The following is a 24,354-nucleotide window of genomic DNA, read 5'->3' as shown; positions in this document are numbered from 1 at the left end:
GCGCTTTTTGCTTTCAGGCAACTCCAAAGCTCTGGCGCTGGCCCACCCCCACACAAATTTGGTTTGACAAGGAATTTCATGATCAACATCACGCTCCCCGATGGCTCCAAGCGCGAATACCCGGCTCCAGTTTCGGTCGCCGAAGTCGCGGCTTCGATTGGTGCAGGTCTGGCCAAGGCTGCACTGGCCGGCAAGATCAATGGCAAGGTGGTGGACACCAGCTTTGTGATCGAGCAGGATTCGCCCCTGTCCATCATCACTGCCAAGGATGCCGATGGTCTGGATGTGATTCGTCACTCCACCGCTCACTTGCTGGCCTATGCGGTCAAGGAACTGTTTCCTGATGCACAGGTCACCATTGGCCCAGTGATCGAAAACGGCTTCTATTACGACTTCTCGTACAAGCGACCCTTCACGCCTGAAGATCTGGCTGCCATCGAAAAGAAGATGAGCGAGCTGGCCAGCAAGGATGAGCAAGTGGTGCGCCGTGTGCTGCCCCGTGATGAAGCGGTGAGCTACTTCAAGGGCCTGGGCGAGAACTACAAGGCCGAGATCATTGCCTCCATCCCCAGCAATGAAGATGTGAGCCTGTACCGTGAAGGCGCATTCGAAGATTTGTGCCGTGGTCCTCACGTGCCCAGCACAGGCAAGCTCAAGCACTTCAAGCTGATGAAGGTAGCTGGCGCCTACTGGCGCGGTGACCATCGCAACGAAATGCTGCAGCGCATTTATGGCACTGCCTGGGCCAGCAAGGACGAGCTGCAGCAATATCTGCATCGTCTGGAAGAGGCCGAAAAGCGCGACCACCGCAAGCTGGGCCGCGAACTGGACCTGTTCCACATTGATGAATGCTCCCCCGGTACCGTGTTCTGGCACCCCAAGGGCTGGTCGGTCTGGCAGCAGGTCGAGCAGTACATGCGCAAGGTCTATCAGGACAACGGCTACCAGGAAGTCAAGGCGCCCCAGATTCTGGACAAGGGCCTGTGGGAGAAGACAGGCCACTGGGACAAGTACCGCGAAAACATGTTCACGACCGAATCGGAAAAGCGTGAATATGCCCTGAAGCCCATGAACTGCCCGGGCCACATCATCATCTTCAAGCAGGGCATCAAGAGCTATCGCGATCTGCCACTGCGCTTTGGTGAGTTCGGTAACTGCCACCGCAATGAGCCCACAGGCTCGCTGCACGGCATCATGCGCGTGCGTGCCTTTACGCAGGATGATGGTCACATCTTCTGTACCGAAGACCAGATTCAGGCAGAAGTGACTGCCTTCACTGCGCTGCTGCAAAAGGTCTATGCAGATTTCGGCTTTACCAACATCCTGTATCGCCTCTCCACACGCCCTGAAAAGCGCATCGGTACCGACGAGTCATGGGACAAGGCCGAAAACGCACTGGCCGAAGGTCTGCGCGCTTCGGGCTGCGAGTTTGAATACCTGCCGGGCGAAGGCGCGTTCTATGGTCCCAAGATTGAGTACACCCTGAAGGACGCGCTGGGCCGCGAATGGCAGTGCGGCACCATCCAGGTGGACCCGAACCTGCCCGAGCGTCTGGATGCGGAATATGTAGGCGAAGATGGCGAACGTCACCGCCCCATCATGCTGCACCGTGCCATCGTGGGTTCGCTGGAGCGTTTCATCGGTATTTTGATCGAGCAGCACGCCGGCGCCTTGCCTGCCTGGCTGGCCCCTGTACAGGTGGCGGTGCTCAATATCACTGATGCCCAGTCGGACTATGCCCGTGAGGTGGCGGAAAAGCTGCAAAAAGCATTGCCGAATCAAGGCGTTAGAGTAGCCACAGATCTGCGCAATGAAAAGATTACGTATAAAATACGTGAGCATTCAATGCAAAAGCTGCCCTACATCCTCGTCGCAGGCGACAAGGAGAAGGCTGCTGGAGCGGTTGCAGTGCGCGCCCGGGGTAATAAAGACCTCGGTGTGATGTCGGTCGATGCATTTGTCGAATTGCTGGCCAAGGACATCGCAGCTAAGGCTTGATACAGAGAGTGATCTCTTCGTGGCGGGTCGTTTGCGTGCGCTGCACGCAAGCGGCTACGCTGTTGTAGCCATTTCAATCCAAGGGTGAAAACCATAGCTACTGAATTTCGCGATCGGCGCCACCGTGAAGAGCGCAAGCATCGACTGAACCGAGAAATCATGGCGCCTGAAGTGCGTCTGTCTGGTCCTGACAACGAACCACTGGGTATCGTGCCGCTGCAAGAAGCGCTGCGCATGGCCGGTGAGTTGGACGTCGATCTGGTGGAAATCGCTGCGACAGCAGTTCCTCCTGTCTGCCGTTTGATGGATTACGGCAAGTTCAAGTACCAGGAACAGAAGAAGGCTGCCGAAGCCAAGGCCAAGCAGACCGTCATCGAAATCAAGGAAGTGAAATTCCGCCCTGGTACCGATGATGGTGACTACAACGTCAAGCTGCGCAATATCCGCCGTTTTCTGGCAGATGGCGACAAGTGCAAGATCACACTGCGTTTCCGCGGTCGTGAAATCACGCACCAGCAACTGGGTCTGGATCTGCTGAACCGTCTGCGTGACGATCTGGCAGACACCATTCAGGTCGAGCAGTTCCCCAAGCTGGAAGGCCGCCAGATGGTGATGATGATTGCTCCGGCACGTGCTGGTGGCAAAAAGCCTGCTGCACCAGGCGCAAAAGCACAGGGCGATAACGCTACTGCTGCACCTGCTGTCGCAGATAAGGCATAATTGCGGTTTTGCCTTTGCAGGCAAAAGTGGGCTTGGCCCACTTTTGTTTTGTACAAGCAGATAAAGAATTTGCAGGCTTGCCTGCAAAACGCCAGTGGGATGCAAGTCCGGCTGGTGAATAAGTGCCTCGGAGGCTAGCGAAGTGTGTGCAGGTTGCACGCCGCCTTGCGAGCACAAATTCAATAGGAGCATTCACATGCCCAAAATGAAAACTAAGAGCAGCGCGAAGAAGCGTTTTCGCGTTCGTCCCGGTGGTACCGTCAAGCGCGGTCAAGCCTTCAAGCGTCACATCTTGACCAAGAAGACCACGAAGAACAAGCGTCACCTGCGTGGCATTGTTAACGTGCATTCCGGCGATATGGGCTCCATCGCAAAGATGCTGCCTTCCGCAGGCCTGTAATTCACTGACGAACTAGGAGAAAACACATGCCTCGCGTCAAACGTGGTGTAACGGCTCGCGCCCGCCATAAAAAAGTTCTGAACCTGGCCAAGGGTTTCCGCGGTCGCCGTGGTAACGTCTTCCGCGTTGCCAAGCAAGCGGTGATGAAGGCTGGTCAGTATGCCTACCGTGACCGCCGCACCAAGAAGCGCGTGTTCCGCCAACTGTGGATCGCTCGTATCAATGCTGCTGCACGTGAACTGGGTCTGACATACAGCCAATTCGCTAACGGCCTGAAGAAGGCTGCCATCGAAATCGACCGCAAGATGCTGTCTGATATCGCTGTGCACGACAAGGCTGCGTTTGCAGCTATCGTGAACCAAGTCAAGGCCAAGCTGGCTGCCTAAGGTCACGATCGGTAGTTACTCTTAAATCAGTAGCTGCTGGTGCACAAACAGCAAGGGCTAGGGCTTGAAAAGGCGCTAGCCCTTGTTTATTTTTAAGATTCGATAAAGAGTCGATATGAACGAGTTGGATTCTCTGGTCGAGAGCGCGCAACAACTGTTTGCGCAGGCCGCCACCCCCGCTGATCTGGAAAACGCCAAGGCGCAGTTTTTGGGCAAGTCGGGCAAGATGACCGAGCTCATGAAGGGCATGGCGCAGCTTTCCGTCGAAGAGAAAAAGTCGCGCGGCGCTGCCATCAATGTGGCCAAGCAGGCGATCGAAGCGGCTTTGACCGCCCGCCGCAAGGCCCTGGCCGATGCCGAGCTGGAAGCCCACCTGAAGGCCGAAGTGCTGGATGTCACTTTGCCTGGCCGCCGCCGCGGCACCGGTGGTCTGCACCCCGTGTCGCTGACGCTGGAGCGCATCGAGGGCATTTTTGGCTCCATGGGCTTTGATGTGGCCCAGGGCCCCGAGATCGAATCCGACTGGTTCAATTTCACGGCGCTGAACACGCCCGAAGACCACCCCGCGCGTTCCATGCACGACACCTTCTATGTGGAAGGCGGCACGGCCCACGCCCCCAACTTGCTGCGCACGCACACCAGCCCCATGCAGGTGCGCCACGCCGTGCAGCACGTCAAGAAATACCGCAATCAACTGGATGCCGGCCAGACCATGCCCGAAATCCGCGTGATTGCCCCCGGCCGCACCTACCGTGTGGACTCGGATGCCACCCACTCGCCCATGTTCCACCAGTGCGAAGGCCTGTGGATTGGCGAGAACGTGAGCTTCAAGGACTTGAAGGTCGTGTTCACCGACTTCTGCAAGACCTTCTTTGAGCAGGATGACCTGGTGCTGCGTTTCCGCCCCAGCTTCTTCCCATTCACCGAGCCTTCGGCTGAAATCGACATCCAGTTCCAAAGCGGCCCGCTGGCCGGCAAGTGGCTGGAAGTGGCGGGCTCCGGCCAGGTGCACCCCAACGTGGTGCGCAACATGGGCCTGGACCCCGAAAAGTACATCGGCTTTGCCTTTGGCATGGGCCCCGACCGCCTGACCATGCTGCGTTATGGCGTGAACGACCTGCGCCTGTTCTTCGACGGCGACATCCGTTTCCTGTCGCAGTTCCAGTAATTAAAAAAGTGAGCTGCTTGCGCGCATCCATCAAGCCTTTCAAATCGATTTGATTTTGAAACCCTTATGCAACGCGCGCTGACAGCTCCTCTTTTAAAAGTACGCATGCCCAGCCAGTTGCAGACCGCCTACGGTGCAACTGGCATGAACGCCAAAGAGTCTGACTATGCAATTTCCTGAATCCTGGTTGCGCGAATACTGCAACCCGAAGCTGACGACCCAAGAGCTGGCCGATACCCTGACCATGGCCGGTCTGGAAGTCGAAGAACTCGACCCCGTGGCACCTCCCTTCACCGGCATTGTGGTTGGTGAAATCAAGGAAGCCGTGCAGCACCCCGACGCCGACCGCCTGCGCATCTGCCAAGTCGATGTGGGCGGCCCCGAGCTGCTGAACATCGTCTGCGGCGCGCCCAACGCACGCGTAGGCATCCGCATCCCTTGCGCCACCGTGGGCGCCGAGCTGCCCCCGGGCGAAGACGGCAAGCCTTTCAAGATCAAGATCGGCAAGCTGCGCGGCGTGCAGAGCTTTGGCATGCTGTGCTCGGCCAAAGAGCTGGGCATTGACGAAGACGCCAGCGGCCTGTTGGAGTTCCCCGCCGACGCGCCCCTGGGCCAGAACGTGCGCGAGTACCTGAATCTGGACGACACGCTGTTCACGCTGAAGTTGACGCCCAATCTGGCGCACTGCCTGAGTGTTTACGGCGTGGCACGCGAGCTGTCTGCCCTGACCGGCACGCCGCTGAAGGCTTTGAGCTTCCCCGCTGCAGCCGTGGCCTCGCAAGACAAGCTGCCCGTCAAGATTGAAGCCACCGACCTGTGCGGCCGCTTCTCCGGCCGCATCGTGCGCAATGTCAACACGCAGGTGAAGACGCCCCAGTGGATGCTGGATCGCCTGGCCCGCTGCGGCCAGCGCGGCGTGTCGCCCTTGGTGGACATCTCCAACTACGTGATGTTCGAGCTGGGCCGCCCCAGCCACATCTTTGACCTGGACAAGATCCACGGCGGCCTGAACGTGCGCTGGGGCAAAGAGGGCGAAACGCTCAAGCTGCTCAACGGCAACACCATCAAGGTCGATGATTTCATCAAGGTGGGCGTGATTGCCGATGACCAGGGTCTGGAATCGCTGGCAGGCATCATGGGCGGCGACGCCACGGCCGTGTCGGACGATACGAAGAACATCTACATCGAAGCCGCGTTCTGGTTCCCCAAGGCAGTGGCCGGCCGCTCGCGCCACTTCAACTTCTCGACCGACGCCGGTCACCGCTTTGAGCGCGGTGTGGACCCTGAGTTCACCACCGAGCACATCGAGCGCATCACCGCACTGGTGCTGGAAATCTGCGGTACGCCCGAGACCCAAGTGGGCGCCATGGACGACCAAAAGCCCAATATGCCCGCGCCCAAGACCGTGCAACTGCGCGTGGCGCGTGCAGCCAAGGTGATTGGCATGCCTGTGAGCCAGCAGCAAGTGCTGGACGCCTTGAATGGCCTGGGCCTGCCTGCCACTGTGGCCAGCGAAGGCGTCATCAGCGTCACCGCGCCTACGTTCCGCTTCGACATCAATCTGGAAGAAGATTTGATCGAAGAAGTGGCCCGCATGATCGGCTATGACAACCTGCCTACCACCAAGCCGCTGGCGCCCATCTCGCCCAAGCTGCGTGCCGAGAACGAGCGCAGCCCGTTTGGCGTGCGCCGCGAGCTGGCAGGTCTGGGTTACCAAGAGACGATCAACTTCAGCTTTGTCGAAGAAAAGTGGGAGCAGGACCTGGCGGGCAACAACAATGCCATCAAGCTGCTCAACCCCATTGCCAGCCATTTGAGCGTGATGCGCTCGTCGCTGCTGGGCTCGCTGCTGCAAGTTTTGAAGTTCAACGTGGACCGCAAGGCCCAGCGCGTGCGCGTGTTTGAACTGGGGCGCGTGTTCTTCAAGGACGAATCCGTGGTCGAATCCGACACCACCGTCAAGGGCTTCTACCAGCCCATGCGCGTGGCCGGCTTGGCCTATGGCGCGGCTGACCAGTTGCAATGGGGCAGGGCGGATGCCAAGGTTGACTTCTATGACGTCAAGGGCGACGTGGAAGCGTTGCTGGCCCCGGCCAAGCCCGTATTCGAGCCCGCCGAGCATCCCGCCATGCACCCCGGCCGCTGCGCCCGCGTGCTGCTGGACGGTAAGGCCATCGGCTTTGTCGGCGAGCTGCACCCCAAGTGGCGCCAGGAATGGGATCTGGCCCAGGCACCCGTGATGTTTGAGCTGGAACTGGACGCCGTGCTGGCCCGCCAAGTGCCCGTGTTCAAGCCCGTGGCCAAGCACCAGGCCGTGGAGCGCGACATTGCCGTGGTCGTCAAGGAAGCCGTGACCCACGCACAGGTGATGGACGCCGTGCAAAACGGAGTGAAGGGCGGCATTCTGCGCTCGGCCACACTGTTTGACGTGTTCCGCCCCAAGAAGCTCAAGGCCGGCGAAGAAGCTGCGCCCGGCAGCCTGGCCCAGGACGAAAAGAGCCTGGCCGTGCGCCTGACGCTGGGCAGCGACACTGCGTCGCTGACCGATGCCGAAATCGACGCCGCCATGCAGGGCGCGATTGCTGCCTTGACCGAACGCGTTGCTGCGCGCCTGCGTTGATATGTTCAATCCTCAAGGAGATCGACCCATGGAGCTAGCCGTAGAAAGCATCGACAGCCCCGCGCTGACCAAGGCGCAGCTGGCCGATCTGCTGTTTGACGAGATCGGCCTGAACAAGCGCGAAGCCAAAGATATGGTGGACGCGTTTTTCGACCTGATTTCGCAAAAGCTGGTGGACGGCGAAGACGTCAAACTCTCGGGTTTTGGCAACTTCCAGATCCGTACCAAGGCTCCGCGCCCCGGTCGCAACCCGCGCACCGGCGAACTGATTCCCATTGCGGCCCGCCGCGTGGTGACATTCCATGCCAGCAGCAAGCTCAAAGAGCTGATTCAGGGCGATAGCCCCGAGCTGTAAACATAGGCATGAGGCCTGATGCCGATAGGTATCAGGTGCTGCACAATGAAAGAGCTGGCAGGTCTGCATGATTTGTCAGCTCTTCGCGCTATATTGCTGCACCTCTTCTTTCAAAACGTCACACCTGTCTGCACACGCCATGGCTTCATTCTTGCCAGCGATCCCCGCCAAGCGTTACTTCACCATTGGTGAAGTAGCGGATCTGTGCGAGGTCAAGCCCCATGTGCTGCGCTATTGGGAGCAGGAGTTTGCGCAGCTCAAGCCCATGAAGCGCCGTGGCAATCGCCGCTACTACCAGCATCATGAAGTGCTGATGGTGCGTCGCATTCGTGAGCTGCTCTATGAGCAGGGCTTCACCATCAGCGGTGCGCGTAATCGTCTGCGGGAACTGGCGTCCGGTCATGCGGGCAAGCAGGAGTCGGCGTCGCCGGTTGCAACAGATATTCTGTCGCTGGAAGTGCTGGCCGAGAAAAATAGCGAGCTGCAGCAACTGATGGCCAGAGGGCCTGGTGCCGAGGTGCCTGCGCTGAGCATTGATGAGGTTAAAGAGGAGCTTTTTCAGATCAGATCGCTGCTTTCTCTTTGAGCTCCAAAATCTGTGTATAATTCAGGTCTTCGGAATGTAGCGCAGCCTGGTAGCGCACTTGCATGGGGTGCAAGGGGTCGCGAGTTCGAATCCCGCCATTCCGACCAAACTAGATAAGGGTTCCTAGCTATAAAGTTAGGAACCCTTTTTCTATTGCTGAAGATTTACCCCCAAAGGGGTAACTTTTATTTCCCTTGGGCCGCCAGCACCCGCACAGCGTACCGCGCTGCCACCCATTCTTCATTGGTCGGTTCAACGGCAACGGTGACTGGCGCATCTGGGGCAGAGATCTGCCATTCATCACGCGCATTGGCCTCATCGTCTAGCTTTATCCCCAAGAACGCCAAGTCCCGGCACACGCGCTTGCGGATGAAGGCGTTGTGCTCGCCGACGCCTGCGGTGAACACCAGCATGTCCAGACCGCCGAGAACGGCGGTGAGGGCTCCGATCTCGCGCACGATGCGGCGTACGTAAAGGTCCAGCGCCAGGCGGGCGCGCAAGCCGTTCTCACCATCATCACTTTCATGCTTCAGGATGACACGTGGCTCGGGCGACAGGCCGGAGATGCCCAGCAGGCCGGAGCGGTGGTAGAGGATCTGGCCCACCTGCTCCAGGGTCAGCTTTTCGATTTCCATCAGATACAGGATGGCGCCAGGGTCCAGTGCGCCGGTGCGGGTGCCCATCATCAGGCCGTCGAGTGCCGAAAAGCCCATGGTGGTGGCGACGCTTTGCAGATTGCGCATGGCACACAGGCTGGCGCCACTGCCCAGGTGGGCGACGATGGTGCGGCCACGGGCGCGGTCGCCATAGCGCTCGGGCAGGGCGGTGGCCATGTATTCGTACGACAGCCCATGGAAACCATAGCGACGAATGCCACGCTGCCAGGCGTCGAACGGCAATGGCAGCAATTGTTCGACCTGTGGCACGGTGTGGTGAAAGGCCGTGTCAAAGCAGGCGACCTGGGGCAATTCTGGTTGCTCGCGCAGCAGGATATCTATGGCTTCCAGCGCGAAGGGCTGGTGCAGGGGGGCCAGAGGGATCAGCTCCTTCAGCTCCGCCAAGGTCGCGGCGTCCAGGCGCACGGGTTCAAAGTATTTGGCGCCGCCATGCACCACACGGTGTGCCACGGCCACGATGCTGCGGCCGTTCAGCCATTGCTGCACTTCATGGCGAATGATCTGCAGCGCAGCTGTGTAGGGGTGCTCAGCATCCAAATTAATAGCACGCACGGGTACGGTGCGGGCTCCAAAGTCGGGCGTGGGGCCGCCAATGCCTTGTACCTTGCCGTTCCAGGCAGCCTGACGTGGCAGAGCGGCGCCGCCTGTTTCAAACAAGGCGAACTTGATGCTGGACGAACCACAGTTAAGAACCAGAATGAATTCGCTCATGGTGGGTTGTTCCTGAAGTGGTGGGCCAGCAGCACGGCGATGGCGCATGAGGCGATACGGGTTTCGCGGCTGTCAGCGCGGCTGGTCAGCACGATGGGCAGCTTGGCACCCAGCACGACGCCAGCGGTGGCGGCATCGCCCATGTACTCGAGCTGCTTGGCCAGCATATTGCCGCTTTCCAGGTCGGGCACCAGCAGCACATCGGCCTGGCCAGCCACGGGCGAGTGGATGCCTTTGGTCAGGGCTGCAGCGGCTGAGACGGCATTGTCAAACGCCAGCGGGCCATCCAGCAGGCCGCCGGTGATCTGGCCCCGGTCGGCCATCTTGCACAGCGCGGCCGCATCCAGGGTGGCGGGCATGGCGGGGTTCACGGTTTCCACCGCGGCCAAAATGGCTACGCGTGGCTGCTCTACCCCAATGGCGTGGGCCAGGGTGATGGCGTTGCGCACGATATCGGCCTTTTGCTCCAGCGTGGGGGCGATGTTGATGGCCGCGTCGGTGATGATGAAGGGCCGGGGGTAGGCCGGTGTCTGCATCACAAAGCAGTGTGACAGGCGGCGCTTGGTGCGCAGGCCCGCCTCTGCATTCAGCACGGCGCTGACCAGCTCGTCGGTGTGCAGGCTGCCTTTCATCAGCGCCTGCACCTGGCCCTGGCCGCCCATGGCGGCGGCGCGCGCGGCGGCGGCATGGCTGTGGGGCACGTCTTCGATGGCAATGCCTTCCAGGCTCAGGCCTGCGGCGGCGGCCACGGCTTCCAGCTTGGCGCGGGGTGCTACCAGAATGGGATCAATCAGGCCCGCGCTGCGTGCATCCAGTGCGCCGCCCAGGCTCAGCGCATCACAGGGGTGCACCACGGCCACACGGATGGGGCCCAGCGGCAGCACATGCTGCAGCAGCTGGGGCAGTCCGTTGGCGGCCAGCAGGCGTACTTCTGGCAGGGTGGCGGCGGGCCGCTCCACTTTTTCGGTGGGGGCCAGCACGCTGGCTTCACCCTCGATCACGGTTTGCCCATGCTGGTTGACACAGCTGCAGGCCAGGGTGACGCGGCGCTTGGCTTCGTCCTTGGCGCTGACGGTGACGGTGACGTTCACCTGGTCGCCCACGCGCACAGGGGAGCGGAACTTCAGTGTCTGGCTCAGGTACACCGTGCCGGGGCCGGGCAGGCGCGTGCCCAGTACGGCTGAGATCAGCGCACCGCCCCACATGCCGTGCGCGATTACGCCGTGGAACTGCGTGGCTGCGGCGTATTCGGCATCCAGATGCGCGGGATTGATGTCGCCGGACATGATGGCGAAGAGATGAATGTCCTGCTGGGTGAGCTGGCGCTGCATGCTGGCGCTGTCGCCAATGGCCAGCTCATCAAAGGTGCGGTTGCTCAGCATGGCGGGGGCGATGCTCATTGTGCAGCTCCTGTTGCTGGGGTCAGGCTATGCGTTGCCGCCTGCCACCAGCACACCATGGCTTGCTGCACGCCCGCAGCAAAATTGGCCTGGCTCTGCGCGATTTGCTCCACTTCTTCCTGGCGCTGGGCCCATTGCCGCTGGGCCAATTCAGCCCAGAAGTCTGCAGACAAGCCGGTGGGCAGACCTGCGCTGGCGGAGTGTTGCAGGCTGTCCATGCCGGCCCTGGCCTGGCTCAGGTTGTGCTCCACACGGCGCTGCAGCAACTCCAGCTGCTCTTGCGTGCTTTGCAGCACCAGGCGGCCCAGCTCCAATTGCAGATCGGCGTTGGCCTGGGTCAGCTTCAGGGAGGGAAAGTCTTGGCTCATTCGGTTCTCCAGTTGCGTGAGAAAGCGCCGCAGGGCGCGGGTAGATGGCGTCAGGCCATTGATCAAGCCATTTGTGAAATGGTCTTGCGAAAGCGCGCCAGCGACAGCGCGAATACGGTGGAGCCAATGGCAAACATGGCCAGAAACTGCGGCCACACCACGTTCAGGCCCGCACCCCGGTACAAGATGGCCTGGGCCATGCTGACAAAGTGGGTGGTGGGTGCCAGCAGCATCACGTCTTGCACCAGCTGCGGCATGGATTCGCGCGGCGTGGCACCGCCCGAGAGCAATTGCAGCGGCAGCAGGGTCAACACCATCAGCAGGCCAAACTGGGGCATGGAGCGTGCAATCGTGGCCATGAAGATACCCATGGCCGTGGTGGCAAACAGGCACAGCGCTGCGCCCGCCATGAACAGGGCCACGCTGCCTTCAATCGGCACATGCAGCCAACCTTGCACGACGAGCTTGAGCGACACCCCGCAGGCCAGCAGCACCACCGCGCCCATGGACCAGACCTTGGCCAGCATGATCTCGGCCGGCGTCACGGGCATGACCAGCAAATGCTCGATGGTGCCGTGCTCGCGCTCGCGGATCAGCGCTGCACCCGTCAGGATGATGGACAGCATGGTCACGTTGTTGATGATCTGCATCACCCCGCCAAACCAGGTTTTGTTGAGCGACGGGTTAAAGCGCGCCCGCACCACCAAGTCGACCGGCGCACTGGCCACTGCCCGGTGGCGCTGGGTGAACTCTTTGATCTCGGCACTCACAATCTGCTGCACATAGCCGCTGCCCGAGAAGGCCTGGCTCATGCGCGTGGCGTCCACGTTCAGCTGCAGCTCTACCGATTTACCAGCCAGCACATCGCGCTGAAAGCCCGGTGGAATGGTCAGGGAGAAAGTGATTTTCCCGGCGTCCATGGCCGGGTCAACCTGGGCAAAGCCCATGAACTGCGGCGCGGTGAAATGCGGTGGGTAGAAGGCCGAGCCGATGCGTGCCGACAGCGGCGACTGGTCTTCGTCCACGATGGCAATCGGCGCGTGGTGCAAGGTCTCGGGCATGGCCGATGCCGAGGTGTAGACCGACAGCGTGAAGGTGTAGACGATGAGCACCAGCATGACCGGGTCGCGCCACAGGCTCCACAGCTCTTTGACGCCCAGGCGCCAGATGTTTTTCAGGTGGTGCAGCATCTCAGCGCTCCTGCTTGGGCAGCGCCCAGATGGCAATCCCCATGATCACCGGAATGGCGATCAGCATGGGCCCAAAGGCGCTGCTCAGGTCTTGCCAGCCCAGCGCCTTGCTGAACACGCCGCGGCTGATGGTGAACATGTGGCTGGCCGGGTAGATCTGGCCCATCCAGCGGCCCGCGCCTTCCAGCGACGAGACTGGATCGGTGAGGCCCGAGAACTGTGTGGCCGGTATCAAGGTGCCCAGCATGGCAAAAAACATGGCGGCAATCTGGCTGCGTGTGATGGCCGATGCCAGCAAGCCCATGCCGGTGGAAATCACGCAAAACAGCAGCGCGGCCACGGTCAAGGTGAAAAAGCTGCCGGTGATGGGCACATCAAACACAAAAACGGCCATGGCGCACATCAGCAAATAGTTGAGCATGGCCAGGCCCACATAGGGCAGCTGCTTGCCCAGCAAAAACTCCACCCGGGTGACGGGTGTGACGTAGAGGTTGACGATGGAGCCCAGCTCTTTCTCGCGCACCACGGCCAGCGCGGTGAGCATGGCGGGGAACATCAGCAGCAGCAGCGGAATGACGGCCGGCACCATGGCCGGCAGGCTTTTCACATCGGGGTTGTAGCGAAAGCGCGTTTCTATGCTGACCTGGCTGGTCAGCGCCTGGCCTGTGCGCTCTCGCATCTGCTCGCCCAGCCAGTACTGGTGAATGCCTTGCACATAGCCCTTGACGGTTTCGGCGCGCGAGGGCATGGCGCCGTCAAACCAGGCGCCCACGGCGGTAGAGCTGCCGCGCAGAATATCGCGGCCAAAGCCGGGCGGGATTTCAATGGCCACGGCAATCTCGCCTGCGCGCATGCGGCGGTCCAGATCTTCGTAGGAGGTGATAGGCGCCTGCTCCAGAAAATAGCGCGAGCCCGACAGGCTTTGCGTGTAGCTCTGGCTCAGTGTGCTCTGGTCGCGGTCGAGGATGGCGAACTTGAGCTTTTCCACGTCCATGTTGATGCCGTAGCCGATCACGATCATCAGCACCAGCGAACCGACCAGAGCCAGGGTGGCACGCACGGGGTCGCGCTGCAGCTCCAGCGTTTCGCGCCACAGATAGCTCCACAAACGCTGCAGGCTAAAGCGGGGCGTGCTGGCTGTATGAGAAACCATAGCGCCTTGAACCTGCTCGGCTTGGCTTTCAGTGTGGTTTGATACGGAAACCGTTACGGGTTGAGCGCTGGAGGCTATTTTTTTAGTATCCAGGTCAGGTGCAGCTTCGCCCGATGCCTCCACCAGATAGCCGATAAAAGCCTCCTCCAGGGTGGCTGCGCCGCGCTTTTTCACCAGGTTGGCGGGCGTGTCGCTGTCCAGCACCTTGCCTGCGTGCATCATGGACATGCGATCGCAGCGCTCGGCCTCGTTCATGAAGTGGGTGGAGATAAAAATCGTCACCCGGTCGCGGCGCGACAGCTCTACCAGCAGGCGCCAGAACTGGTCGCGCGCGACAGGGTCTACGCCCGAGGTGGGCTCGTCCAGAATCAGCAGCTCGGGCTTGTGCACCATGGCCACGGCCAGCGACAGGCGCTGGCGCATGCCCAGCGGCAGCTGGTCGGGCAGGTCCAGGCGTGCATCCTGCAGGCCAAAGCGCTGCAGCATTTCTTCAACCCGGGCGTCGATCTCGGCCTTGGGCACATCAAACAGCTGGGCGTGCAGCACCAGGTTTTGCAGCACCGTCAACTCGCCATACAGCGAGAAAGCCTGCGACATATAGCCCACGCGGCGGCGCGTGGCGATGTCGTTGGGGTCAATCTCGTGGCCAAACAGCCAGGCCTTGCCCTCGCTCGCAGGCAGCAGGCCGGTGAGCATCTTCATGGTGGTGGATTTGCCGCAACCGTTGGAGCCCAGAAAGCCAAAAATTTCACCGCGCTGGATGCGAAAGTTCACATGGTCCACCGCCACAAAATCGCCAAAGCGCATGGTCAGGTCTTGCGCCTCGATGGCGATGTCATCGGCCTGGGTTTGCAGTGGCGGAATCACCACCTCGGCGTGGCCGCGTTTTTTGGATTCGGGCAGCAGGGCGATAAAGGCGGCTTCCAGCGATGTGGTGTGCGTGCGCGCCAGCAGCTCACTGGGCGTGCCCGTGTCCAGAATCTGGCCGTCATCCATGGCCACCAGCCAGTCAAAGCGCTGGGCTTCGTCCATATAGGCTGTGGCCACCAACACGCTCATCTGCGGGCGGGTGCTGCGTATGCGGTTGATCAAATCCCAGAACTGGGCGCGGGCCAGCGGGTCTACACCGGTAGTGGGCTCGTCCAGAATCAGCAGGTCGGGGTCGTGGATGAGTGCGCAGCACAGGCCCAGCTTCTGCTTCATGCCGCCCGAGAGCTTGCCCGCCGGGCGGCTCAGAAATTTCTTCAACCCCGTGCTTTGCGTCAGATCATCAATGCGGGCACGGCGCTCGGCCTCGTCGTGGCCAAACAGGCGGGCGAAGAACTGCAGGTTCTCTTCGACCGATAGCGTGGGGTAGAGGTTTTTGCCCAGGCCTTGCGGCATATAGGCGATGCGCGGGCAGACCGCGTCGCGGTGCGCTTTGCTGCGCATGTCGCCGCCCAGCGCCCAGACTTCGCCCTCCTGCACGCGGCGCGCGCCGGACAGCAGCGACAGCAGGCTGGATTTGCCCACACCGTCCGGCCCGATCAGGCCGACCATGCCGCCAGCAGGAATGTCCAGCGTCAAGCCCTGGAGTGCCTCGGTTTTGCCATAGTGCAGGCGCACGTTCTTCAGCTGGGCGACCACGGCGCTCGCCCCTTGTGCCATGACAGCGACCATGCGCTTACTCCGGCAGCTTCACTTGCAGGTGGGCGGGCCACTGTGCACCGGGCTCGGCCAGCACATAGGCCTGGCCGGGCAGGCCAGTCTTGACCTGGTTGAGGTGCTTTTTCAGCAGATCGGGGTCAATACGGGCCTTGATGCGGAACATGAGCTTCTGGCGCTCGCTGGCGGTTTCCACCGTCTTGGGCGTGAATTGGGCGGTGGCAGACACAAACGAGACCTTGGCCGGGATCACCATGCTGGGCGCGGCATCGAGCACGATGCGCACGTCCGAGCCCAGGGCGATGCGGCCCGCCACGGTTTCGGGCAGGAAAAAGCTCATATACACATCGGACAGATCAACCAGGTTCAGTACCTTGCCGCCAGCACCCAGCACTTCGCCGGGCTGTGCCAGGCGAAACTGCACGCGCCCGTCGCGCGGGGCGGTGAGGGTGCTGTCCTGCAGCTCCACATCGATGCGCTGCACCGTGGCCATGGCGGCTGCGACGGAAGAGTCGGAACCCGTGACCTCGGCCTGCGCTGCTGCAATGGCAGCCTTGGCGGCAGCGGCCTGGGCCTGCGTGGCCTTCAATGCGGCTTGCGCACCGCGCACGCGGGCACGGTCGTCGTCCAGCTCCTGGGCAGAGCTGGCACCCTCCTTGGTCAGGGTCTCCGAGCGGGCCAGGCGGCGCTGGGCGTTGTCCAGCTCAGACTCGCGCTGGGCCACCTGGGCCTGGGCGGCGGCATAGTCACTTTCGCGCAGCGCCACCTGGGCTTTGGCGGCAGCCACGGCGTGCACGGCACGATCCTTGCCGGCGAGTGCTTCTTTTTGCTGGGCCTGCAGCGACAGAATTTGCATGCGTGCCAGCGGCTCGCCGGATTGAACGAAGCTGCCTTCGCTGACCAGGATTTCTTCTACACGGCCGCCGAGCTTGGTGGCGACGTCGATTTCGGTGGCCTCAATACGGCCATTGCCGCTGGCCAGGCCCAGGTCAGTGTGGCTGGCTTGCCACTGCTTCCAGGCATAGCTGCCACCGGCGACCAGGATGGCGGCAATGGCAAGAAGGGTGAGGGTTTTTTGCTTGTTGGCGGGCTTGGACATGGGTGTTGCGGTGTTCAGTGAGCGGTGCGGGAGGTGGCGACAGGCGTGGCTTCGGCGGGGCTTGCGGGCAGGCCCAGGCCGGTGCCGCCGCCCAGCGCGGTGTACAGGCTGACCGAGGCAGTTTGCTGGTCAAAGCGGGCCTGCACCACTTGCTGCGCGGCGCTGAGCAGGTCGCGCTGGGCATCCAGCACATCGAGATAGGGTGAGGCACCGCTGTCATAGCGCAGCTGGGCCAGGCGGGAGCGCTCTTGCAGCGAATGCAGGTTGTCGCGCTGGATTTGCAGCTGCTGCGTCATCAGCTGTCGGGCGCTGAGGGCATCGGCTACCTCCCGGAAGGCGGTTTGCAGCGTGCGCTCATAGTCCACCACGGCGGCGTTCTGGCGCACGGCTGCCAGATCGAGCTGCGACTGGCGCAGCCCGCCATCCCACAGGGGCAGGGAGATGGTGGGCACAAAGTTCCAGGCTTTGCTGCCGTTGTCAAACAGGCCGTCCAGCTGGGCGCTGGCTGTGCCAAAGCTGCCCGACAGTGCAATGCGCGGCAAGAAGGCGGCGCGGGCGGCATCCACGCGGGCATGGCTGGCTTGCAGCTGGTGTTCGGCGGCCACCACATCGGGCCGGGCTGTGAGCAGGCTCGATGGCAGGCCCACGGGCACGTCGGCAAAAAACTGCTGGCCTCGTACCAGGGGCGGCAGCTGGGCCACATCGGCCCCGGTCAGCAAATGCAGTGCATGGGCGGTCTGGGCACGTTCTTGCTCCAGCTGCGCGGCCATGGCGCGGGCCTGGTGGTGCAGGCTTTCCACCTGGGTCAGCGCGTATTTGGAGATGCTGCCCACTTCATAGCGGCGGGTGAAGATGCGCAGCGTCTCGGCCCGGCTGTCCAGTGTGTGGCGGGTCAATGTCAGGCGCTCATCCATTTCGCGCAGGGTCAGGTAACTGCGCGCCACCTGGGCAAACAGGGCCTGGCGGGCGGTCTGTGTGCCCAGTTCGGTGGCCAGATACTGCTGCAGCGCGGCATTGCTCAGATTGCGCACACGGCCCCACAGGTCCAGCTCCCAGCTGCTCAGGCCCACAAACACTTCATGGTCGCTGCCGGTGGCAGCGCGGCCGCTGGCATTCAGATCACCGGGCACACGGGCGCGGGCGTGGCTGCTGCCTGCTGCCAGAGTGGGAAAGCGGCTGGCGTTCTCTATGCCATAGCTGGCACGCGCCTCTTGCGCTCGCAGCAGGGCTTGGCGCAGGTCGTGGTTGTAGCTGGCCGCTTGCTGCAGCAACTGGGTGAGCGCAGGGTCCACCACCATGGCTTGCCAGGGTGGCAGGGCGGCGTCGGCATTGCCCCGGGTTTGCGTATCGCCAGGCCATTGGGTGGGCAGCGCTTGCTGCGGCTGCTGCAGCGGAATGGTGCTGCTGGCACAACCGGCCAGCAGCAGGGCGACGGCCCAGGGGAGAAGTCGTGGAATCAGCATGCGTTCAGCGGAGAATGTGGTAGCCCGAGTCGATATAGAGGGTGTTGCCGGTGATGGCCTTGGCGTGGTCGCTGGCCAGAAAGCTGCACAGCGCGCCCACCTCGTGCAGCTCTACCAACCGGCGCAAAGGCGCGCGGCGGGCGGCGTCATCCATCAGTGCATCAAAGTTGGGAATGCCCGATGCCGCGCGCGTGGCCAGCGGGCCGGGCGAGATGGCGTTGACGCGTATGCCCTTGGGGCCCAGCTCGGCAGCCAGGTAGCGCGTGGTGGATTCCAGCGCGGCCTTGACGGGGCCCATGACGCCGTAGTTGGGCACGACCTCTTCGGCACCCACATAGCTCATGGTCATCAGGCTGCCGCCTTCGGTCATCAAGGGCTCAGCCAGATGGGCCATGCGGGTGAAGGAGTGGCATGAGATGTCCATGGCGCGCGCAAAGCCTTCGCGCGAGCTGTCGGCTACGCGGCCATGCAGGTCGCTCTTGGGGGCGAAAGCAATCGAGTGCAGCACGAAATCAAGCCGTCCCCAGCGCTGGGTAATGGCTGCAAACAGCGCCTCCATCTCGCCGGGCTGCTCCACATCCAGCGGCATGGCAATATCGGCCTGCAACTGGTGGGCCAGTGGCTCTACATAAGGGCGGGCTTTGTCGTTGAACCAGGTGACTGCCAGATCGGCACCCGCATCGCGCAAGGCGCGGGCGCAGCCCCAGGCAATGCTTTGCTCATTGGCAATGCCGACGATCAGGCCTTTTTTGCCAGATAAAAAACCGTTCACGCTTATTTCTCCAGAACATAGTGGCCAGGGGCATCGGCTTGTGCGGGGTAGGCTGCACTGCCCATGCGGGGCGGCTTGACGCGGGCCGCCGAGCCAGAACCGGAATGCGCAGCCAGCCATTGCTGCCAGGCAGGCCACCAGGAGCCCGCAAAAGAAGGCGCGCTGGCTTCCCAATCCGTAGGCGCCAGATAGCTGCCACCGGCAGCGCGGGTGAGCAACTGGTAGCGGCGTTTGGAATCCGGCTTGGGCGGGTTGACGATGCCGGCGTTGTGCCCGCCAGTGGTGAGCGCGAAGGTGATTTCGGCAGGCGACAGATAGTGCAGCTTGTGTACCGAGCGCCAGGGCGCCACATGGTCGGTGGTGGTGCCCACCATGAAGGTGGGCAGGGTCAGGCTGCCTAGCGATACAGGGCGGCCGTCTACCGGGTAGCGGCCTTCGCTCAAGTCGTCGTTGAGGAACAGGCGGCGCAGGTATTGCGAATGCATTTTGGCGGGCATGCGTGTGGCGTCTGCATTCCAGGCCATCAGGTCGTTGACGCCGCTGCGCTCGCCCAGCAGGTAGTCGTGCACTAGGCGCGACCACAGCAGGTCGTAGCTGCGCAGCATCTGGAAGGCCCCAGCCATCTGGCTGGCCTTGAGGTAGCCGGTCTCTTCCATCTGGGCTTCCAGCAGGCTGACCTGGCTTTCGTCGATGAAAAGGCCCAGCTCACCGGGTTCGCTGAAATCTGTCTGGGCTGCAAAAAAGCTCAGGCTGGCCAGGCGTTCGTCGCCGTCGCGCGCCATGGCCGCAGCGGCAATCGCCAGCAGGGTGCCGCCCAGGCAGTAGCCCGTGGCGTGCACCTTGCGCCGGGGAACAATGGCGTTGACAGCATCGAGCGCCGCATGGAAGCCGTCGCGCAGATAGTCGTCCATGCCCAGATCGCGCTCTTCTGCGCCCGGGTTCTTCCAGGAGATGCAGAACACAGTGTGGCCCTGGTCCACCAGGTACTTGACCAGTGAGTTGTGCTGCGACAGATCGAGGATGTAGTACTTCATGATCCACGCGGGCACCAGCAGCACGGGTTCGGCATGCACGGTGGCGGTGGTGGGCTGGTACTGGATCAGCTCCATCACGCGGTTGTGCAGCACCACCTTGCCGGGGGTGATGGCCACGTCGCGGCCCACCACAAAGGGCGTCTCGGCAGCGCTGCCGCTGATGGTCTGGCGCAGGTCTTCCGCCAGGTGCTGTGCGCCGCGCACCAGGTTGGCACCCATTTCCTCAGCGGTCTTGCTCAGCACCACGGGGTTGGTGAGGAACTGGTTGCCGGGCGAGCCCATGTCCAGCCATTGGCGGGCCCAGAAGCTGACCAGCTTCTCATGGTGCGGCTCCACACCGCGCACGCCGTGCGTGGCCGCATCCCACCATTGCTGCTGCAGCAAAAACGACTGCTGCCACAGCCAGAAGGGCCACTGGCGCCAGCCGTCGTCGGCAAAGCGGCGGTCTTGCACCGGCGGTGCTACCAGCGCCTGTGCTTTGTCGGGCGCGGCGAGCAGGCGCTCTTGCACATAAGCCGCTAATGCTTGCGTCTGGCTGGTCGCCAGATGGGCTAGGTCCATTTGCTTGCCGGGCGAGGCTGCAAGATGCGCAGCCCAGTCCTGCAAGGCCAGCAGCGAGGAGATGGGCGACAGCGAGCCAGACTTGCGAGCCAGCAGTGCATGCGCATAGGTGTCTAGCTGTTCGGAGGGCGTGGGGGATGCAGGGCTGGGCAAGCTTGGACGGTTGGGCATGGCGGTGCAGGCGAAGCAGAGGCGTGTTGGGATGAGGGCTCTCACCCAAGCGAGACTGTAAAAAGTTGCCCGGTTTTATGGTTTGATTTAAATCAAAAAGTAACCGTTAAAAAACGACCGGTCGGTTTTTAACGGTGTGGGCGATAATCTCAGGATCAGAGATCAAAAGCAAGAACATGACTCCCACGACGCACCCTGTGTCTCCATCTCCTTTTGCGTTGGGCCCTGTCGCTGATGAAGGCGAACCCAAGCGAGCCCGCCGCCAACGCCTGCCGGCGGACTTGCGCGTGCCTCAAATCCTGGACGCGGCCCTGCTGGTGTTTACAGAAAAAGGCTTTGTGAGCGCGCGGATTGACGACATCGCGCAGCGGGCCGGCATGTCCAAAGGCGGTATCTATGCGCACTTCAAAAGCAAGGAATCCATCTTTCTGGCCTTGCTGGAGCGCGTGCTGGCACCCATGGCCGAGCCGGTTGTGGTCTCGGACGACGAGCCGGTGACGGTGGATTTGCTGATCGAGCGCATCATCAAGCCGGGCTACGACCATATGGCCAGCCCCGAGGTCATGATGGCGTTTCAGTTACTGCTAGCCGATGCCCGCAATATGCGCGAGCAAGTGCAGCAATGGCATTCCCGTACCGTGGAGCCCTTTGCCCAAAGCTTGGAGCATGTGGTGCGCCGAGGCATGAAGGAGGGCACTCTGCGCCAAAGCGTGGTGATGGAGTACCCGTGGTTTATTTTGATGCCCAACCAGCATGTGATGCTGTCCAACGTGCTGCTGGGCCAGAACTGGCATCTGGATCTGAATGAATGCCGCCGCATCCATGTCACCATGGTGCGTGAGTTGCTGACGCCGTGAGGTATGACTGGGGTAACTTTTGGGGCAACAGGCAAGGAAACAGGCTTGCAAACCCGCGCTTTTGCGGTGAGCCGAAGCCCCCAATTGTTGGACCTGCTCAAGGTGGTGTGGGACTAGCCCCAAAAACAACCGAAGGGGTCTTCGTCCACCGTCTTGCAGAACGCCTCGATGGTGGAAACGGTGGCCACGGGCTGGTAGCTATGCCACTTCAGGTCCGCTCGCTGCCAGTATAGCTTCCAGACTTCCTGTGACTTGACCCAGGTTGCTTTGGCAAATGGACGCTCAATTATTTCGCCATCCATCAAGCGTCGCTTTTCCAGCAGGGTGACCGACTGACCTGCTATCGAATACATCAAGTCGAACTCATTTCGGATGTGAGCCGGTGGTCTGCGTCTTTCTATGAAGTTGCCGACAATTTTGGCAAGACGCTTCTCTTCAAATTCGCTGAAAGCCATGGTGCTTTTGTCCTGTGCTTAAAACAATTCCTGTTGGGGTGAGGTCAGCATCGCAAAGCTCTCGCCCAGGGGTTGCAGGATCGAGTCGGCAATGGGCTGAATTTGCTTGTTCAAATAGTGCTCGTAGTCAATGTTTGCGCGGCGCACTTCCATTGGCTCGGGGCCGTTTCTGGTCATGACGTATTGAATCCAGCCGCCGCTTTGGTATTGGGTAGGGCGCCCCATGCTGGCGTTGTATTCGTCGGCGATACGGGCTGCTCGCACCTGTGGGGGCACGTTGGCCACATAGGCATCCAGACGGTGCCGCAGGCGTTTACGGTAGGTGAGCAGGTCGTCTTTGTGGCCTGCCAGCGTGGCGCTTGCATAGTCTGATACGAAATCGCGGTAGGGGGTGCCTTGGAATACGCGTGAAAGCAGGCCTTCCTGAAACTGCCGCGCCAGCGGCGTCCAGTCACTGCGGGCCATCTCCAGCCCACGATAGACCATGGCTTCCTTGCCGTCGCGATCCACGCTCAGACCCGCATAGCGCTTCTTGCTGCCGACGTCTGAGCCCCGAATCGTTGGCATGAAAAATTTCTTGTAGTGTGTGTCGAACTCGATTTCCAGAAAGCTTTCCAAGTCTTGTTCTTGGCGCAAGGTCTGCTTCCACCAGGTGTTGATCTCCTGGGCAAGTTCAGCGGCGACAGCATGTGCGTCTTCGTTGGTATGGGTACGCTTGAGCCAGATGAAAATGGAATCCGTATCGCCGTAGATCACCTCGTAACCACGCTTTTCCACCAGCTTGCGTGTCAGTTTCACCATCTCGTGCCCACGCAAGGTGATGGCTGAAATCAGATCGGGGTTGAAGAAGCGGCACTCCGAGGCCCCCAGCACTCCGGCGAACGAGTTCATCACCAGCTTGAGCGCTTGTGACAGTGGTTCATTTTTTGCGCGTTTGGTCGCATCGCGGGCTTGCCATAGGGCGGTCACTATCTCGGGCAGGCAATGCTTCTCGCGAGAAAACAGCGTGCCGCGTGGTCCTTGGATGGGCTGCGCTGAATCGCCTGCACGCTGCCCCTCCGCCAGACCGACGGGATCGACAAGAAACGTACGGATGATCGAGGGGTAGAGACTTTTGTAGTCCAGCACCACGACCGAATCGTAGAAACCGGGCTTTGAATCCATCACATAGCCACCAGGCGATGATTTGCCTTGCACATCGCCCACATTCGGTGCCACATAGCCCATGCGATGCATGCGCGGCAGGTAGTGGTGGCTAAAGGCGGCAATGGAGCCGCCAAAGTGGTCTAGTTGCAAGCCCGTGGCGTGGGCGCGTTCCATCGCAAATTGCAGCAGCTTGGCCTTCTCAAAAATGCGCAGCACCAGCTCGCAGTCGCGAATGTTGTAAGTGGCGAGCGCGGGCTTGTCCTCCTGAAAACGACGCTCGATCTCGGTCATCTTGTCGTATTCGCTGCCGATCTCCTTGCCTTCGCCCAGCAACTCCTGGGACACGTTCTCCAGACTGAATGACGAGAAACTCCAGACTGCGGCTCTGAGTGCTTCAATGCCATCAATCACGGCCCGGCCTGGCATCGGTGCAAACAGATAACCTTGCTTGCCTGGGTGCGTGCGCCATGCAATGGGGGTGCGCTCACGCCCCAGCAGCAGCGGCGTTCCGCAATCATCTGCCGTTTTCTGCAACACACGCAGGTCGAACTGGATCACATTCCAGCCGATGATGACGTCAGGATCATGCTGCTCAAACCAAGTGTTGAGTCGCTCGATCATGGTCTTGCGTGTAGCGCAATAGACCAGCTCAAAGCCGGGTGTGTGAGGTGGCTGCAGGGGCGACTCACCCAGCATGAACACCACACGCTCGGCCATGCCATCGAGTGCAATGGAGTAAAGGTCCTGGTGCTGGCTGGTCTCGATATCCAGCGACACCACCTTCAGACCAGGCCGGAAATCCGCAGCGGGCAATAGCTTGCAATCGAGCAATGCCGATTTCTCAAAATGCCCACCTTCCCATGTCACGCCCGCAGTGATAAAGCGCTCCATCAAATAGCGCTCATGGGGGCGAACATCGGCTTCCAGCAGTGGTACACCGAGTGGCTGCAGCGTGCGTGCCAGCCGGCTCAGTTGGCGAAAGCGCTTGGCATAGACACCCAGCACCAGCTGCTGCTGAAAGCTTTTAAGCGTCAAGTCGCGCAACTCGATATCCGAGCCCTTGGGGAGCTGGGCCAGCACCGCCGCTCTGTGCTGTTGCTCTACAAAAGCCACGCAGGTCTGCGCGGGCAGCAGCACCTTCAAGGGGCCAGACTCTGTCGCCAGCCAGTATTCAATCTCGCAGCCCGCAGGGGTATCCCGCCAGTTACGGGTCAGGATAAAGCCTTGGCGGTTGTTGGTGGACACGGCAGATCAAGCAATACGAAGCGGAAAGATGGGTGCGAGCGGGAGCTACGCACTATGCCAGCTTGGGTGAGGGCAGGGAGATTGAGGCTTGCGTAACCCATTTACCTTTCAGGCAAGTCGTTGAAAGAGTTATCAAACGCCTCTGGATTGGAGGAAGGACTTCACTCCTGTTGAA

General features: G+C 61.3%; 20 protein-coding genes and 1 tRNA gene. 10 read left to right on the top strand and 11 right to left on the bottom strand.

Annotated elements, in window-relative coordinates:
• Positions 1–78: 78 nt before the first annotated feature.
• The 9 genes from thrS (at position 79) to JDW18_RS13785 (ending at position 8,340) form a co-directional block, all read left to right on the top strand.
• The gene (thrS, locus tag JDW18_RS13825; RefSeq protein ID WP_218240011.1) at positions 79–1,998 is read left to right on the top strand and encodes a threonine--tRNA ligase; all 1,920 of its coding nucleotides are present in this window, start codon (positions 79–81) and stop codon (positions 1,996–1,998) included.
• Between the two features lie 84 nt (positions 1,999–2,082).
• Positions 2,083–2,718 (top strand): translation initiation factor IF-3, encoded by a 636-nt coding sequence (gene infC, locus JDW18_RS13820; RefSeq protein WP_218240010.1) that lies wholly within the window; start codon positions 2,083–2,085, stop codon positions 2,716–2,718.
• 196 nt (positions 2,719–2,914) lie between these two features.
• The gene (gene rpmI / locus JDW18_RS13815) at positions 2,915–3,118 is read left to right on the top strand and encodes a 50S ribosomal protein L35 (RefSeq protein ID WP_003053571.1); all 204 of its coding nucleotides are present in this window, start codon (positions 2,915–2,917) and stop codon (positions 3,116–3,118) included.
• A gap of 26 nt (positions 3,119–3,144) precedes the next feature.
• Positions 3,145–3,504, top strand: coding sequence for a 50S ribosomal protein L20 (rplT, locus tag JDW18_RS13810; RefSeq protein ID WP_218240009.1), 360 nt, complete (start codon positions 3,145–3,147; stop codon positions 3,502–3,504).
• A 115-nt stretch (positions 3,505–3,619) separates the two neighbouring features.
• Positions 3,620–4,672, top strand: coding sequence for a phenylalanine--tRNA ligase subunit alpha (gene pheS / locus JDW18_RS13805; protein ID WP_218240008.1), 1,053 nt, complete (start codon positions 3,620–3,622; stop codon positions 4,670–4,672).
• 166 nt (positions 4,673–4,838) lie between these two features.
• Positions 4,839–7,292, top strand: a complete 2,454-nt coding sequence (gene pheT / locus JDW18_RS13800; RefSeq protein ID WP_218240007.1) for a phenylalanine--tRNA ligase subunit beta — start codon at positions 4,839–4,841, stop codon at positions 7,290–7,292.
• Positions 7,293–7,320: 28 nt separating this feature from the next.
• Positions 7,321–7,647, top strand: a complete 327-nt coding sequence (locus tag JDW18_RS13795) for an integration host factor subunit alpha (RefSeq protein ID WP_218240006.1) — start codon at positions 7,321–7,323, stop codon at positions 7,645–7,647.
• Positions 7,648–7,786: 139 nt separating this feature from the next.
• The gene (locus JDW18_RS13790) at positions 7,787–8,233 is read left to right on the top strand and encodes a MerR family transcriptional regulator (RefSeq protein ID WP_218240005.1); all 447 of its coding nucleotides are present in this window, start codon (positions 7,787–7,789) and stop codon (positions 8,231–8,233) included.
• A 30-nt stretch (positions 8,234–8,263) separates the two neighbouring features.
• Positions 8,264–8,340, top strand: a tRNA-Pro gene (locus JDW18_RS13785).
• A 78-nt stretch (positions 8,341–8,418) separates the two neighbouring features.
• Here the strand turns inward: JDW18_RS13785 and JDW18_RS13780 are convergent.
• The 9 genes from JDW18_RS13780 to JDW18_RS13740 form a co-directional block, all read right to left on the bottom strand.
• A complete protein-coding gene (locus JDW18_RS13780) occupies positions 8,419–9,621 on the bottom strand; it encodes an acetate/propionate family kinase (RefSeq protein WP_218240004.1) in 1,203 nt (400 codons plus the stop codon).
• Positions 9,618–11,021 (bottom strand): bifunctional enoyl-CoA hydratase/phosphate acetyltransferase, encoded by a 1,404-nt coding sequence (locus JDW18_RS13775; RefSeq protein ID WP_218240003.1) that lies wholly within the window; start codon positions 11,019–11,021, stop codon positions 9,618–9,620. The genes JDW18_RS13780 and JDW18_RS13775 overlap by 4 nt, the downstream gene beginning before the upstream one ends.
• On the bottom strand, positions 11,018–11,389 hold the full coding sequence (locus tag JDW18_RS13770) for a hypothetical protein (RefSeq protein WP_218240002.1): 372 nt from the start codon (positions 11,387–11,389) through the stop codon (positions 11,018–11,020). Before JDW18_RS13770 ends, JDW18_RS13775 begins: the two co-directional genes overlap by 4 nt.
• A 62-nt stretch (positions 11,390–11,451) precedes the next feature.
• Positions 11,452–12,579 carry an ABC transporter permease gene (locus JDW18_RS13765; RefSeq protein WP_158387755.1) on the bottom strand — a complete coding sequence of 376 codons (1,128 nt, stop codon included), beginning with the start codon at positions 12,577–12,579 and terminating at the stop codon, positions 11,452–11,454.
• Between the two features lies 1 nt (position 12,580).
• On the bottom strand, positions 12,581–15,391 hold the full coding sequence (gene rbbA, locus JDW18_RS13760; protein ID WP_425514738.1) for a ribosome-associated ATPase/putative transporter RbbA: 2,811 nt from the start codon (positions 15,389–15,391) through the stop codon (positions 12,581–12,583).
• Between the two features lie 4 nt (positions 15,392–15,395).
• Entirely contained in the window at positions 15,396–16,475 is a 1,080-nt protein-coding gene (locus JDW18_RS13755) for an HlyD family secretion protein (protein ID WP_218240001.1), read from the bottom strand.
• Positions 16,476–16,489: 14 nt separating this feature from the next.
• Positions 16,490–17,938: an efflux transporter outer membrane subunit gene (locus JDW18_RS13750; RefSeq protein WP_218240000.1), complete on the bottom strand. Its 1,449-nt coding sequence runs from the start codon at positions 17,936–17,938 to the stop codon at positions 16,490–16,492.
• 4 nt (positions 17,939–17,942) lie between these two features.
• Complete coding sequence (gene fabI, locus JDW18_RS13745) at positions 17,943–18,710, bottom strand: enoyl-ACP reductase FabI (RefSeq protein ID WP_246609926.1); 768 nt, start codon at positions 18,708–18,710, stop codon at positions 17,943–17,945.
• Positions 18,711–18,712: 2 nt separating this feature from the next.
• A complete protein-coding gene (locus tag JDW18_RS13740; RefSeq protein ID WP_218239998.1) occupies positions 18,713–20,476 on the bottom strand; it encodes a PHA/PHB synthase family protein in 1,764 nt (587 codons plus the stop codon).
• 176 nt (positions 20,477–20,652) lie between these two features.
• Between JDW18_RS13740 and JDW18_RS13735 the strand changes: the two genes are divergently transcribed.
• Entirely contained in the window at positions 20,653–21,333 is a 681-nt protein-coding gene (locus JDW18_RS13735) for a TetR/AcrR family transcriptional regulator (protein WP_218239997.1), read from the top strand.
• Positions 21,334–21,446: 113 nt separating this feature from the next.
• Here the strand turns inward: JDW18_RS13735 and JDW18_RS13730 are convergent, their stop codons facing one another.
• A complete protein-coding gene (locus JDW18_RS13730) occupies positions 21,447–21,788 on the bottom strand; it encodes a DUF3024 domain-containing protein (RefSeq protein ID WP_218239996.1) in 342 nt (113 codons plus the stop codon).
• 18 nt (positions 21,789–21,806) lie between these two features.
• The gene (locus JDW18_RS13725; protein WP_218239995.1) at positions 21,807–24,179 is read right to left on the bottom strand and encodes a DNA polymerase II; all 2,373 of its coding nucleotides are present in this window, start codon (positions 24,177–24,179) and stop codon (positions 21,807–21,809) included.
• Between the last annotated feature and the right edge of the window lie 175 nt (positions 24,180–24,354).

The organism is Comamonas fluminis (assembly GCF_019186805.1).
GTDB lineage: Bacteria > Pseudomonadota > Gammaproteobacteria > Burkholderiales > Burkholderiaceae_C > Comamonas > Comamonas fluminis.
This window is presented reverse-complemented; position numbering and strand designations above follow the sequence as displayed.

Excerpts from the sequence above, each read along its gene's own strand:
- JDW18_RS13780 (WP_218240004.1), bottom strand. The coding sequence starts at position 9,621 with ATGAGCGAATTCATTCTGGTTCTTAACTGTGGTTCGTCCAGCATCAAG.
- JDW18_RS13735 (WP_218239997.1), top strand. The coding sequence starts at position 20,653 with ATGACTCCCACGACGCACCCTGTGTCTCCATCTCCTTTTGCGTTGGGC.
- rbbA (WP_425514738.1), bottom strand. The coding sequence starts at position 15,391 with ATGGTCGCTGTCATGGCACAAGGGGCGAGCGCCGTGGTCGCCCAGCTG.
- JDW18_RS13755 (WP_218240001.1), bottom strand. The coding sequence starts at position 16,475 with ATGTCCAAGCCCGCCAACAAGCAAAAAACCCTCACCCTTCTTGCCATT.
- JDW18_RS13750 (WP_218240000.1), bottom strand. The coding sequence starts at position 17,938 with ATGCTGATTCCACGACTTCTCCCCTGGGCCGTCGCCCTGCTGCTGGCC.
- pheT (WP_218240007.1), top strand. The coding sequence starts at position 4,839 with ATGCAATTTCCTGAATCCTGGTTGCGCGAATACTGCAACCCGAAGCTG.
- JDW18_RS13740 (WP_218239998.1), bottom strand. The coding sequence starts at position 20,476 with ATGCCCAACCGTCCAAGCTTGCCCAGCCCTGCATCCCCCACGCCCTCC.
- JDW18_RS13765 (WP_158387755.1), bottom strand. The coding sequence starts at position 12,579 with ATGCTGCACCACCTGAAAAACATCTGGCGCCTGGGCGTCAAAGAGCTG.
- JDW18_RS13730 (WP_218239996.1), bottom strand. The coding sequence starts at position 21,788 with ATGGCTTTCAGCGAATTTGAAGAGAAGCGTCTTGCCAAAATTGTCGGC.
- thrS (WP_218240011.1), top strand. The coding sequence starts at position 79 with ATGATCAACATCACGCTCCCCGATGGCTCCAAGCGCGAATACCCGGCT.
- rplT (WP_218240009.1), top strand. The coding sequence starts at position 3,145 with ATGCCTCGCGTCAAACGTGGTGTAACGGCTCGCGCCCGCCATAAAAAA.
- JDW18_RS13775 (WP_218240003.1), bottom strand. The coding sequence starts at position 11,021 with ATGAGCATCGCCCCCGCCATGCTGAGCAACCGCACCTTTGATGAGCTG.
- pheS (WP_218240008.1), top strand. The coding sequence starts at position 3,620 with ATGAACGAGTTGGATTCTCTGGTCGAGAGCGCGCAACAACTGTTTGCG.
- JDW18_RS13795 (WP_218240006.1), top strand. The coding sequence starts at position 7,321 with ATGGAGCTAGCCGTAGAAAGCATCGACAGCCCCGCGCTGACCAAGGCG.
- rpmI (WP_003053571.1), top strand. The coding sequence starts at position 2,915 with ATGCCCAAAATGAAAACTAAGAGCAGCGCGAAGAAGCGTTTTCGCGTT.
- JDW18_RS13790 (WP_218240005.1), top strand. The coding sequence starts at position 7,787 with ATGGCTTCATTCTTGCCAGCGATCCCCGCCAAGCGTTACTTCACCATT.
- JDW18_RS13770 (WP_218240002.1), bottom strand. The coding sequence starts at position 11,389 with ATGAGCCAAGACTTTCCCTCCCTGAAGCTGACCCAGGCCAACGCCGAT.